Origin of the sequence: Phenylobacterium sp. CCH9-H3 (assembly GCF_001557235.1) — a bacterium.
Taxonomy (GTDB): domain Bacteria; phylum Pseudomonadota; class Alphaproteobacteria; order Caulobacterales; family Caulobacteraceae; genus Phenylobacterium.
In genome coordinates, this window is the sequence record NZ_LSJI01000042.1 from 24,315 (window position 1) to 35,408 (window position 11,094).

At 71.4% G+C, this 11,094-nt stretch carries 12 protein-coding genes and 1 pseudogene; 6 read left to right on the plus strand and 7 right to left on the minus strand.

The features are described 5' to 3' along the window. Positions 1 to 34 precede the first annotated feature (34 nt). Complete coding sequence (locus AX721_RS03300) at positions 35 to 454, plus strand: DUF350 domain-containing protein (RefSeq protein WP_068874615.1); 420 nt, start codon at positions 35 to 37, stop codon at positions 452 to 454. 1 nt (position 455) lies between these two features. Next, positions 456 to 1,286: a serine protease gene (locus AX721_RS03305; protein ID WP_068874616.1), complete on the plus strand. Its 831-nt coding sequence runs from the start codon at positions 456 to 458 to the stop codon at positions 1,284 to 1,286. Here the strand turns inward: AX721_RS03305 and AX721_RS03310 are convergent. Both AX721_RS03310 and AX721_RS03315 read right to left on the minus strand, forming a co-directional pair. Then, positions 1,283 to 2,974 carry an MFS transporter gene (locus tag AX721_RS03310; protein ID WP_068874617.1) on the minus strand — a complete coding sequence of 564 codons (1,692 nt, stop codon included), beginning with the start codon at positions 2,972 to 2,974 and terminating at the stop codon, positions 1,283 to 1,285. The genes AX721_RS03305 and AX721_RS03310 overlap by 4 nt on opposite strands. A 37-nt stretch (positions 2,975 to 3,011) precedes the next feature. After that, positions 3,012 to 4,553, minus strand: coding sequence for a response regulator (locus AX721_RS03315; RefSeq protein WP_068874618.1), 1,542 nt, complete (start codon positions 4,551 to 4,553; stop codon positions 3,012 to 3,014). 163 nt (positions 4,554 to 4,716) lie between these two features. Between AX721_RS03315 and AX721_RS28725 the strand changes: the two are divergent. From AX721_RS28725 to AX721_RS03330, 4 genes and pseudogenes are all read left to right on the plus strand, one after another. Beyond that, positions 4,717 to 4,881, plus strand: a pseudogene (locus AX721_RS28725) (response regulator transcription factor); the annotation flags it as partial. Between the two features lie 127 nt (positions 4,882 to 5,008). After that, entirely contained in the window at positions 5,009 to 5,347 is a 339-nt protein-coding gene (locus AX721_RS03320) for a hypothetical protein (protein ID WP_068874619.1), read from the plus strand. Between the two features lie 191 nt (positions 5,348 to 5,538). Beyond that, positions 5,539 to 5,901 carry a hypothetical protein gene (locus AX721_RS03325; RefSeq protein WP_068874620.1) on the plus strand — a complete coding sequence of 121 codons (363 nt, stop codon included), beginning with the start codon at positions 5,539 to 5,541 and terminating at the stop codon, positions 5,899 to 5,901. Positions 5,902 to 5,975: 74 nt separating this feature from the next. Continuing rightward, positions 5,976 to 6,437: a hypothetical protein gene (locus tag AX721_RS03330; RefSeq protein WP_068874621.1), complete on the plus strand. Its 462-nt coding sequence runs from the start codon at positions 5,976 to 5,978 to the stop codon at positions 6,435 to 6,437. On the opposite strand, the gene AX721_RS03335 is transcribed toward AX721_RS03330, so the two are convergent. The 5 genes from AX721_RS03335 to rsmI form a co-directional block, all read right to left on the minus strand. Beyond that, positions 6,380 to 7,921, minus strand: coding sequence for a YifB family Mg chelatase-like AAA ATPase (locus AX721_RS03335; RefSeq protein WP_068874622.1), 1,542 nt, complete (start codon positions 7,919 to 7,921; stop codon positions 6,380 to 6,382). The genes AX721_RS03330 and AX721_RS03335 overlap by 58 nt on opposite strands. 140 nt (positions 7,922 to 8,061) lie before the next feature. Continuing rightward, the gene (gene gshB / locus AX721_RS03340) at positions 8,062 to 9,003 is read right to left on the minus strand and encodes a glutathione synthase (protein WP_068874628.1); all 942 of its coding nucleotides are present in this window, start codon (positions 9,001 to 9,003) and stop codon (positions 8,062 to 8,064) included. A gap of 70 nt (positions 9,004 to 9,073) precedes the next feature. Beyond that, positions 9,074 to 9,889: a transglutaminase family protein gene (locus AX721_RS03345; RefSeq protein ID WP_068874623.1), complete on the minus strand. Its 816-nt coding sequence runs from the start codon at positions 9,887 to 9,889 to the stop codon at positions 9,074 to 9,076. A 7-nt stretch (positions 9,890 to 9,896) separates the two neighbouring features. After that, on the minus strand, positions 9,897 to 10,268 hold the full coding sequence (locus tag AX721_RS03350; RefSeq protein WP_068874624.1) for a YraN family protein: 372 nt from the start codon (positions 10,266 to 10,268) through the stop codon (positions 9,897 to 9,899). Continuing rightward, positions 10,265 to 11,094 (minus strand): 16S rRNA (cytidine(1402)-2'-O)-methyltransferase (gene rsmI / locus AX721_RS03355; RefSeq protein ID WP_156466981.1); only part of this gene is annotated, 830 nt, incomplete at its 5' end. The genes AX721_RS03350 and rsmI, both read right to left, overlap by 4 nt.

The window sequence follows — 11,094 nt, forward strand, 5'->3', positions numbered from 1 at the left end:
GTAACCCAGCGCCCGCAGTAACGGGGACGCGTCCATGCCGATACCTTCGCCCGAGATCCAGGCCTTCGCCTCCGGGTTCCCGGTGTTCCTGGCCCACGCCGGGGTGACCGTGTTGATCCTGTTCGCCGCGGCGGCGCTCTACGTCCTCTTGACCCCGCACAAGGAGATCACCCTCATCCGCGAAGGCAACACGGCGGCGGCCGTGTCGCTGGGCGGCGTGCTGCTGGGCTTGGCGATCCCGCTGTCGGCCTCGCTCCGGGCCTCCACCAATGTCATCGAGATCGGACTGTGGGGCGCGGTGACCGTGGTGGTCCAGCTCCTGGTCTTCCGGCTCGTGGACATGCTTCTGCGCGGCCTCCCGCGCCGGATCCAGGAGGGAGAGATGTCGGCTGCGGCCCTGCTCGTGGGGGCCAAGGTCGCCACCGCCCTGATCATCGCGGCGGCGCGCAGCTAGGATGCGCTTTCCGCGGCTGCCGGACTGGGTGGTCTACGCTGCGATCGTGGTGGCTCTGCTGTTCGCGGCCCTCGGTCGGGACGAACGCACCGACGCGCCGCCCCCGCCGCCGAAGGGCGCCGACCCGCTGGGCGAGGCGCTGGGCCCCGCATCTCCCTTCGATCCTTCGGTGGTGGTGGACGTCCCCGACAAGGCCGGTCCCGCCGCGGGCACGGCCTTCTCCATCGCCCGCGCCGGGGTGTGGCTGACCGCCCGCCACGTGGTCGATGGGTGCAAGCGGGCGGCGATCGTCGTGGGCCCCGAGACCGGCGTCGCCGTGAACGTCCGCGTCGATCCGCGCGGCGAGGCCGCCTTGCTGTTCACCGAGGGCGGGTCGGCGCCGCTGCCCCTGGCCCTGACCGAACCCCTGAAGCGCGGCCAGCGAGCCTTTCACCCCGGCTTCCCGCAGGGCGAGCCCGGCGAGGCCAGCTCCAGGCTGCTGGGGCGGGAGAACCTGGTCGTGCGCGGCCACGGCGCCAGGACCGAGCCGGTGCTGGTCTGGGCTGAGACCGGGCGCACCGAAGGCCTGCAGGGCACCCTGGGGGGACTGTCCGGCGCCCCGGCGCTGGACGCCCAGGGCCGGGTGCTGGGCGTCACCATCGCCGAGAGCCCGCGGCGGGGTCGCATCTACACCACGGCCCCGGAGATCGTGCGCGCCACCCTGGCCGCCAGCAACCGCCGCGCCGACACCGCCGCTGCGGGCGAGTCCATCACGCCGCAGAACTATTTCTACGTGGCCGACGACCTGCGCCGCGAGCTGCAGGTGGCCCAGGTGGTCTGCCTCGACAACTAGTCGCGTTCGGCCGCCGGCTGGCGGCGGGCCACCAGGAAGGCCAGGATCACGGCCGCCACCCCGACCAGCGCCGAGTAGAAGAAGAAGACCAGGTAGCCGGCGCCCAGCGCCGCCGGCGTCACCTGCGACTTCTCCATGGCGCCGGCGTAGGCTTCGGGCGGCAGGCGGACGAACAGCGCCTTCAGCCCGCCGAACGCGCCGCCCGCGTCCGCCGACGCCGCGGACGACTCCACGATGCGTCCCGACTGCGAGGCGATCAGCTTCCCCGGTAGGGCGTAGAGGGACGAGAACAGCGCATACTGGGTGGCGGTGAAGCCGGCCGAGGTCAGGCTGGACATGTAGGCGATGAGGCAGGTGCCCGCGATGCCGCCCGCGATGTTGTCGATGCCGATGGCCACGAACAGCGCCCAGAGCTGCGGGCCCTGAGTGGCCAGCCAGGCGAACGCCAGGTTGCTCAGCGGGCCGGCGAAGGCCCCCACCACCAGGGCGCGCATCATCCCCAGGCGGGCCACGGAGAAGCCGCCAAGGCCGACGCCGATCACCGTCATCACCACCCCGAACACCTTGCGGGCCTCGGCGATCTCCACCTTGGTGAAGCCGAGGTCGGCGTAGAACGGGTTCATGATGTTCAGCACGAAGTCCGACAGCCGGTAGAGACAGATCAGCGCCAAGATCAGCGCGGCCACGCCCTTGTAGCGGCGCAGGAAGTCGGCCAGCGGCTCGCCCAGGGCGGCGAACAGATAGACCCCCGGCCGGGTCTTCAGGCCTGGGATGGGACAGACGGCCAGGACGATGACGGCCAGGCCGGCCGCGACCGCCGCGAGCTGGAAATAGACCCCCTGTGGCTTCAGCGCCCACGCGTCGGTGAGGGCGGCGCCGGCGTCCGGCAGCCCGACGGCGGAGAGACCCGCGGCCAGTAGCGAGGCGTCGGCCGCCAGGCCGGTCCCGAGCAGCAGGGCGCCCAGGGCGAAGACGGCGAGGCGGCCGATCCACTCCGGCAGTTCCAGCGCCGGCCGGCTGGGGACGCCCTCGGCGTGGATCGGCCGCACCGCGTGGACCTTTTCCCGCGGCGCCCCGAGGACGCCGGCCACGCCCAGCAGCATCAGCCCGGCCATGACTGCGTACGAGGCGCTCCAGCCATAGGCCTCGGCCAGCAGCAGCGGCGCGGCGCCCGCCACGATCATCGCGACGCGGTAGCCCCACTGATAGGCGGCGGCCATGGCGCCCTGCTTCTCGACCTCGGCGGCCTCGATCCGCCAGGCGTCGATGACGATATCCTGGGTGGCGGACACGAAGGCGACGAAGGCCGCGAAGGCCGCCATCATCGCGAGGTTCGTTGCGGGATCGACGCCCGAGATCAGCCAGAGCCCCAGCATCAGCAGGACCTGCAGCACGATCATCCAGCTGCGGCGGTGCCCGAGCAGCCGGGTAAGCCCCGGCACCTGGGTGCGGTCGATCAGGGGCGCCCACAGGAACTTCAGCGAATAGCTGAGCGTGGCGAGCGCGAAGATCGAGATGACCTTCAGCGACAGGCCCGCCTCGCGCAGCCAAAGGGACAGGGTGTCGAAGATCAGCAGGTTCGGCAGCCCCGAGGCGAAGCCAAGGGCCAGCATCACCAGGGCGCGCCGTTCGAAAAAGATCGCGATGGCCGAAAGCGCGCTCCGCCTCGGTTCCGCTTCAGCGCTCATGGGATCTCCGGGAGGGGGAACCCTCCGGAGGTTCCGCTCAGCCGAACTTGGCGCGCGCCGCCGGCTTCGGCAAGGCGGGCGCGGTCCAGCGGGCCAGGGCGGCGCGCAGCGCATCGGGCGACAGCGGCTTCACCAGGAAGTCGTCCATGCCGGCGGCCAGGCAGGCGTGGCGGTCGTCCTCGAATGCGTTGGCCGTCAGGGCGACGATCGGGGTCTTGATCCCGCTCGCGCGCATCCGCCGGGCCGTTTCCTCGCCGGAGAGGCCCGGCATGCGCATGTCCATCAGGACGAGGTCGAAGACGCCGACCTCGGCCGCCGCCAGGGCCTCGGCGCCGCCGACGACGTGCTCCACCTCGCAGCCCTCACGGTTCAGCAAGGCCTTGGCGAGCAGCGCGTTGATGGGGTTGTCCTCGACCAGCAGGATCCGCGCGCCCGGGGCGGCGGCCGTGGCGACGCGCTCGTCCACCTGGGCGGGCTGGCTGGGGTCGGCGGCGGCGCCGGCTGCGATCAGCACGCGCTCGGCAAGTGAAGCGCGGCGTAGCGGCTTGATGAGGTAGCCGGCGAACCCGGCGCGGCGATAGCGGGCGAGGCGCTCGCGCTCGTCGGGCGCCAGCAGGACGATGGCGTGGCGCTGGAGCGGCGGACGCAGGGCGCCGTTCGCCGCCGCCAGGCTGGCGTCCACCAGAATTACGTCGCCGGGGCGCGTGCGCGCGATGGCTTCCGGCAACGCGGGCGTGGCGACCACTTCGCCGCCGCAGGCCTCGATCTGCAATCGCGCGGCCTCCCGGACCACGGGATTGGGCGAAGCGATCCCGATCGTGCGACCCTCGAGAGGCCGGCCGGGTATGATCGCCGGGACGGTCGGGAACGCCGCCTCGAACCAGAAGCATGCGCCGCCCCCGGGTGCGGTCTCGACGCCGACCTCGCCGCCCATGGCGCGCGCGAGCCGCCGCGCGATGGCGAGCCCCAGGCCCGCGCCGCCAAGGTCCGCGTGCGCGGCGTCGGCCTGGGCGAACTCCTCGAAGATGCGTTCGCGGTCGCCCTGCGAGACGCCGGGGCCGGTGTCCTCGACCCGCAGGCGCAGGCGGCCGGGTTCGGGCGAGCAGGCCGCGATCAGGACGCCCCCGGTTTCGGTGAACTTGACGGCGTTGCCGGCGAAATTGAGCAGGATCTGGCGCAGGCGGCCCTCGTCGGCGTGGACCGAGGCCGGCGCGGGCGGCGCCGCCCAGGCGATCTCGACGCCCTTCTCGCGGGCCCGCGGCGACAGGAGCTCAGCCACGCTGCGCAACAGCCCCTCGACCTCCATCGGCGCCGGGTGCAGTTCGACGCGTCCCGCGCCTAGCTTCGCGTAATCCAGGACATCGTTGACGAGGGTCAGCAGGTGCTGGCCGCTGTCGTGGAGCGCCGACACATAGGCTTTCTGCTCGGCGGTGAGCTTGGTCCCCTCCAGCAGGCGCGCCATTCCCAGCACCCCGTTCAGCGGCGTGCGGAACTCATGGCTCAGCGACGCGAGCTGTTCCGCGCTGATCTGGGCGCGGGCGGGTCGGCGCTCGGACAGGGGTCGAGACGGTCTGCGCATGGCCGAGAAGGCTTAGGCCCAACGGCTTAACGGTGAGTCAAACGAGCGTCGGATATGCTACAAAACAACGCGAACCGCTGTTTTGGTCGGGACCAAGTAGACGGCGCGCCGCAGCCGTCGTTTACTGTCGGACGAGGTCCGTAGTGCGCTTTGGGGGGGCGTCATGAACCCTGTCGAGCTTCTGACGCAAAGAGAGCGCGATTGCCTGCGCCTCGTGGACCAGCACCTGAGCTCCAAGCAGATCGCCCGCGAACTCGGGATGTCGAAGACGTCCGTCGACACCTATTGCGACCGGGCGCGCCGCAAACTGGGCGTCGACGACCGCTTCAAGGCGGCGAAGCTCCTCCGCGAAGTGGAGGTCAATCCTGTCCTGACTGAATCAGGACAGGACGCGATCAGGACAGACACGTCGCCTCAAACTTGGCCCGATGAGGCGTCAACCGATGAGGCGTTCGATGGGTCAGCAACCGGGTTTCGAGAACAGAGCGGTGGTTGGGAGGGCGCTTCGCCTTCGCCGGGAGATCGACGACTTCGAAGCGCGATGGCCGGCCCTGGCCAAGCGGGAGGAGCTTCTTCCCGGCTTCTCCTGGACGCAGCTCGAGCGGCAGCTCGTCGATCTCTCGGCGACGCCGACGCAGGCCGAGATGGCGCGGCACCTGGTGTCCGCCACGCGGAAGCTGGCGCCGTTCAAGCCGCCGGAAATGGTGCTTCGGGAAATCCTCTGCCTGACCTGGGTTCTCCTGGACGAGAACTTCAAGGGCGAGCCGGAAGCTGGACCCGCAGCAACGACCTGAGTCCCGCGCTCCGGCTCGGCGTGATCGTCGGGATCGCCCTGGTCACGGCCCTCGCGTTCGGAGGGATGCTGGCCGGGCTTCACTACCTGAACGACCTGGCGGCCAGTTTACTAAAGGCCTGAACGGCCAGGAAACCCAAGTTACGCAACAGTCGAAGCGCGCCGTGACCACGCCGCGCATGGAGAGAACTCATGCTCAAAGAACGCCGCATGGCCGCCGAGCAAGTCGCTGGCGCGCTGTTTGAAGCCGAGGCCGCGATCGACGCGGCCCTGTCCAAGACCGCCCAGCTCGCAGGCGTGATGCCTGCGCTGCGCAAGGCGGCCGGTGCGTCGGCCCTCATCGGCCAGGACGCGGTGGAGCGCGCCAGCCAGGCCATCATGGCCCTGGCCGAAGCCCGCCGCGCCATCGTCGAGACCCACAAGGAGCTCAGCGTCGTCCAGGGCCAGATCGGTCTGGGCGCGGTGAGGATGGCCGGGGAAGGCGGAGACAAGCCGCCGCCTGAAGGCCTGGAGGTCGAGCGGGTGCGCATGCGGGGTCTGCGCATCGCCTCCTAGGGCGAGGGCCTGTTTCCAACTCGCCCTGACGTCTGCCACATTGCGGCCCTCGGCAACCCCGGGGGCCGCCTTCCTTGACCGCCTACCAGCTTCCGCCCTTCGTCTGGCCAACCGCGCTGATGACCGTCTGCGCGCTCGCGGCCTGGCGCGGTCGTGACGTGGAACGCCTGGCGGCGGCGGGTTATCTCGCGGCCTGGGCGCTTACTCTTGTGGCGTTCCGGGCGGGCGCCCGCGACATCCAATGGTCTGTGATGGTCATCGATGTCGCACTCCTCGGCCTCTTGCTCGGCATTTCGCTCAAGAGCCGGCGGTACTGGCCGCTCTTCTCGGGAGCGTTCCAACTGCTTGCGGTCGCGACGCATGTGGCCGTCGCCCTGGATGCCGGCGTCTCTGGATGGGCCTATCAAACCGCTGGCATCATCTGGGGCTATCTGGTGATCGCGGCCATCGGCTACGGCGCCTGGACCGCGCCGCGGCGCTATGCCGAGATCGAGGCCATCCCCGACAGCGACGTCCCCGGGGCGACCCGGCGGTAGATCAGCGCCTCGGCGATGTGGACCCGGCGCACCGCGCCCGACCCTTCCAGGTCCGCGATCGTCCGGGCGAGCCGCAGGGTCCGCGTCCAGCCGCGCGCCGAGAGCCCGCCCTGCTCGGCCGCCTTGGCCAGCAAGGCGCGCGCGGGGGCGTCCAGGTCTGCGATGGCGTCCAGGAAATCGCCCTCGGCCTGCGCGTTGAGCGGCGCCCCATCGGTCCCGGCGGCGCGGTCCGCCTGCATCGCGCGCGCCTGCAGAACCCGGGCGGAGGCCTCGGCCGTGCCCTCGGCGGGCGGCGGCAAGGCCATGTCCGCGGCGGTGACGGGCGGGACCTCGACCTGAAGGTCGATCCGGTCCATCAGCGGGCCCGAGATCCGGGCCTGATAGTCGGTCTGGCAGCGCGGAGCCCGTCCGCACGCGCCTCGTCCCGCGCCGCCGTGGCCGCAGCGGCACGGGTTCATGGCGGCGACCAGCTGGAAGCGCGCGGGATAGCGGACGTGGGCGTTGGCGCGGGCCACCACCACCTCGCCGGTCTCGAGGGGCTGGCGCAGGCTATCCAGGGCCTGGGCGCCGAATTCGGGCAGTTCGTCGAGGAACAGCACGCCGTTGTGGGCCAGGCTCACCTCGCCGGGCTTTGCCCGCAGGCCGCCGCCGGTCAGGGCGGCCATGCTGGCGGAGTGGTGCGGCGTACGGAACGGCCGGGCGCGGCTCAGCTGTCCCTTGGCGATCAGACCGGCCACCGAATGGATCATCGAGGTTTCCAGCAGTTCGGCCGGGGTCAGCGGCGGCAGCAGGCCGGGCAGGCGCGCGGCCATCATGGACTTGCCCGAACCGGGCGGCCCCACGAAGCACAGGTTGTGGCCGCCGGCCGCGGCGATCTCGAGCGCGCGCTTGGCGTTCTCCTGGCCCTTCACGTCGCGCAGGTCGGGCACGCGCTCGCCGTCCAGCATGTCGCCGGCCTTGGGCTGGGACAGCACCTGGGTCCCGCGGAAGTGGTTCACCAGGGCGATCAGCGACGGCGCCGCCAGCACCCGCGTCTCGCCCGCCCAGGCCGCCTCCGGGCCGCAGGCCTCGGGGCAGATCAGCCCCAGTCCAAGTCCGCCCGCCGCCACCGCCGCGGGCAGGGCGCCGGCCACGGGCGTGATCCGGCCGTCCAGCGCCAGTTCGCCCACCGCGGCCCAGTCTTCCAGGGCGTCGGGCGGGATGATCCCCATGGCGGCCATGATCGCCAGGGCGATGGGCAGGTCGTAGTGGCTTCCCTCTTTCGGCAGGTCTGCCGGCGCCAGGTTGGCGATGATGCGACGGGCGGGCAGGGCCAGGCCCAGGCCCTGGAAGGCGGCGCGGACCCGCTCGCGGCTCTCGGACACGGCCTTGTCGCCCATGCCCACGAGGAAAAATTTCTGCTCCCCGCGGGTGAACTGGACCTGCACGTCGACGCGCACCGCCTCGACGCCCCGGAAGGCCAGGGTCACCACCCGCGCCGACATGCCTCAACCCCTTGTGGTTCGCCGTAAGTTATCCACAACCGAGCACAGGGCCTGGTTCGGATCAAGAACAAAAAACGAACTTATGGGGAAAGTAAGACGTTTCCGTTACTTCCGGACATATCTTAGACGACAATCTAAACCTATGCGCGTAGCGCCTCAATCCGGCGCCACATCACCTCCGTCGCGTCGATGCCGGTGAAGCGTTTCAGGGCCACCGCGCCGGTGGGAGAGGTGACGTTGATCTCGGTCAGGTGCTCGCCGATCACGTCGATGCCGACGAAGATCAGGCCCCGGGCCTTCAGCTCCGGCCCGATGGCGGCGCAGATCTCGCGGTCGCGCGCCGACAACTCCACCGGCTGGGCCTCGCCGCCCACCGCCAGGTTGGACCGGATCTGACCCTTGGCCGGCACCCGGTTGATGGCGCCGACCGGCTCGCCGTCGATCAACAGGATCCGCTTGTCGCCGCGGGTGACCGAGGGGAGGAACTTCTGCACGATCACCGGCTCGCGCCCGAGCTCGGCATGCAGTTCCAGCAGGGTGTCGAGGTTTGGGTCGTCCTTGAGGTGGCGGGTCACGCCCGAGCCGCCGCGGCCGTTCAGCGGCTTCAGCACGATGTCGCCGTGCTGGGCGCGGAAGTCGAGGATGGCGGCCCGGTCCCAGGTGATCAGGGTCGGCGGCTGCAGGTCCGGGAACTTGGTGACGAACAGCTTCTCCGGCGCGCTGCGCACCTCGGCCGGGTTGTTGACCACCAGCGTCTTCGGATGGATCGCCTCCAGGAAGAAGGTGGCGTCGATGTAGTGCATGTCGAAGGGGGGATCCTGGCGCATCAGCACCACGTCGAACTCGCTGAGCTCCACCTTCCGCATCTCGCCCAGCCGGGCATGGTCGCCCTTCACCCGCTGGACCGTCACGTCGCGGCCGCGGGCGAAGATGCGGCCGTTCTCCATCGCCAGCGTCGTGGTCAGGTAGACGAACAGGGAGTGGCCGCGCGCCTGGGCCGACTCCATCATGAGGAAGCTGGTGTCGCCCTCGATGTTGATCCCCTCGATAGGGTCCATCTGGACGGCGACCTTCAGGGACATGCGCAGCTCCTCGGGAATGGCCCCGCCGACATAGGAGGTCCGGGCGTCCAACGCCAGCCAAGCTGCCCCGTCAGTTCAGCCGCAGCCGCACGCGTTCGCGCTGGGCGCGGGCGGCCAGGGCCGCGCCGCCGTCGAGGGCCGTGGCGCGCTGCAGGGCGACCAGCGCGCCCGCCAGCGCCCCCTGGCCCTCCCGCGCGGCGGCCACGTCGAGCCAGGGGCGGTGGTCGGTGGGATCCAGCAGGGCCCGGCGCAGGGCCGCCCGCTCGGCGCGGGCGAAATCGCCATAGGCGCTGGCGTTGGCGTACATGATGTTCTGCAGGCGCAGCAGCACCGCCCGGTCGCTCACGGGCGCCATCAGCCGGTCGAGCCGGTCGGCGACGTTGGGGGTGAGCCCCGCATGCAAAGCGCGGCGCGTGAGCTCCGACGGCAGCACAACGCGGCCCTCCGAGAACGGGTCCAGCGCCAGCGGCCCCTCATCGGTCTCGATCCGCAGCAGGAAATGGCCGGGGAAGTCGACGCCCTGCAAGGTCAGTCCGCACTTGCGCGCCGCGTGCAGGTAGAAGAGCGCGATGGTCACGGCCAGGCCCTTGCGGCGGCTGGCGACCGAGATCACGTCCGCGTTCTCAGGATCCTCGATGGTGAACAGGTCGCCGGAGAGGCCCATATCGCCGGCCATGGTCTCGGCGACCGCCTCCTCCGGGCTCTCGCGCTTCAGCCGTTCGGTCAGGCGTTCGACGCTGATGGCCGCCATTTCGCGCGCGGCGGCCGGGTCCCGGGTGGGATCCTCGTGAATCGCGCAGGCGATGGCGGCCTCCAGCAGCGGGAAGGCGCCCTCGGGGGCGCTCCCGGCTTCCGACAGGATGCTTTCGGCCTCTTCGCGGTCCATCCCGGCCTCAGTCCCCCCTCCAGGCATCGGGAATATGCCTAGGAAGCCTGCCCGGGGCGAGAGCCAGAAGGTCCAGGCGGACCGCACAGGCCGCGAGGGCGGGCCGATTGGCGGCGAGGGCGGCGCCGGCGCGGCGCAGCCGGTCGCGTTGGTCAGGAGTGACGGTCTCCAGCGCCGTCTCCAGGCTGGCGCGGCTTTTCACCTCCACCACGGCCAGCACCCGGCCGCGCTTGGCGAGGAGGTCGATCTCCGCCTGGGGCGTCTTCAACCGAAAGCCCAGGATGCGGTAGCCCTTGGCCATCAGCCAGGCGGCGGCCCAGGCCTCGGCCCGCCGGCCGGAGAGCCGCGCCGCTGCGCCGCGGGCCGCGCGGACGTTCACCGCTTCAGCTCCAGCGCCCGCCGGTAGAGGTCCCGCCGGGGCAGGCCGAGCGCCTTCGCCACCTCGGCTGCCGCGTCCGCGGGTTTCAGGCGCGATAGGGCGTCGGCCAGCGCCGCGTCGGCATCCGCCGCCGTCGCCTCGACGTCGCGCCCCGGCGCAACCAGGATCACGATTTCCCCCTTCGGCGCGTCGAGCTTCGGGTCCGCCACGAGTGCCGACAGCGGCCCGCGGTAGAAGGTCTCGTACAGCTTGGTGAGCTCGCGGCAGACCACCGCCTCGCGGTCGCCCAGGACCGCGGCCATGTCGGCCAGGCTGTCGGCGAGGCGCGAGCCGCCCTCGAAGAAGACCAGGGTCGCACGCACGCCGGCGAACTCGGCCAGGAACGTGCGCCGCGCCGCGCTCTTCGGGGGCGGGAAGCCCACGAACAGGAACCGGTCCGTCGGCAGGCCGGCGGCGGACAGGCCAGCGAGCAGCGCCGAGGCGCCCGGGATCGGGACGACCCGATGCCCGGCCTTCGCCGCCTCGCGCACCAGCCGGTAGCCCGGGTCCGAGATCAGCGGCGTGCCGGCGTCGGACACTATCGCCACCCGCTGCCCCTCGGCCAGCGCCGCCAGCACCCGGGGCCGGACCCGCTCGGCGGCGTGTTCGTCGTGGCGCTCCATCCGGCCCTTGATGCCGAAGGCGGCGAGCAGCTTGCCCGTGACGCGGGTGTCCTCGGCCAGGATCAGGTCGGCCTGGTGCAGCACGTCCAGCGCGCGCAGCGTGATGTCGCGCAGGTTTCCGATCGGCGTCGCCACCACATAGAGCCCGGGCGCCAGGGGGGCGT

Excerpts from the sequence above, each read along its gene's own strand:
- AX721_RS03310 (WP_068874617.1), bottom strand. The coding sequence starts at position 2,974 with ATGAGCGCTGAAGCGGAACCGAGGCGGAGCGCGCTTTCGGCCATCGCG.
- AX721_RS03325 (WP_068874620.1), top strand. The coding sequence starts at position 5,539 with ATGCTCAAAGAACGCCGCATGGCCGCCGAGCAAGTCGCTGGCGCGCTG.
- AX721_RS03305 (WP_068874616.1), top strand. The coding sequence starts at position 456 with ATGCGCTTTCCGCGGCTGCCGGACTGGGTGGTCTACGCTGCGATCGTG.
- gshB (WP_068874628.1), bottom strand. The coding sequence starts at position 9,003 with ATGTCCCTGAAGGTCGCCGTCCAGATGGACCCTATCGAGGGGATCAAC.
- AX721_RS03300 (WP_068874615.1), top strand. The coding sequence starts at position 35 with ATGCCGATACCTTCGCCCGAGATCCAGGCCTTCGCCTCCGGGTTCCCG.
- AX721_RS03335 (WP_068874622.1), bottom strand. The coding sequence starts at position 7,921 with ATGTCGGCGCGGGTGGTGACCCTGGCCTTCCGGGGCGTCGAGGCGGTG.
- AX721_RS03315 (WP_068874618.1), bottom strand. The coding sequence starts at position 4,553 with ATGCGCAGACCGTCTCGACCCCTGTCCGAGCGCCGACCCGCCCGCGCC.
- AX721_RS03320 (WP_068874619.1), top strand. The coding sequence starts at position 5,009 with ATGGGTCAGCAACCGGGTTTCGAGAACAGAGCGGTGGTTGGGAGGGCG.
- AX721_RS03345 (WP_068874623.1), bottom strand. The coding sequence starts at position 9,889 with ATGGACCGCGAAGAGGCCGAAAGCATCCTGTCGGAAGCCGGGAGCGCC.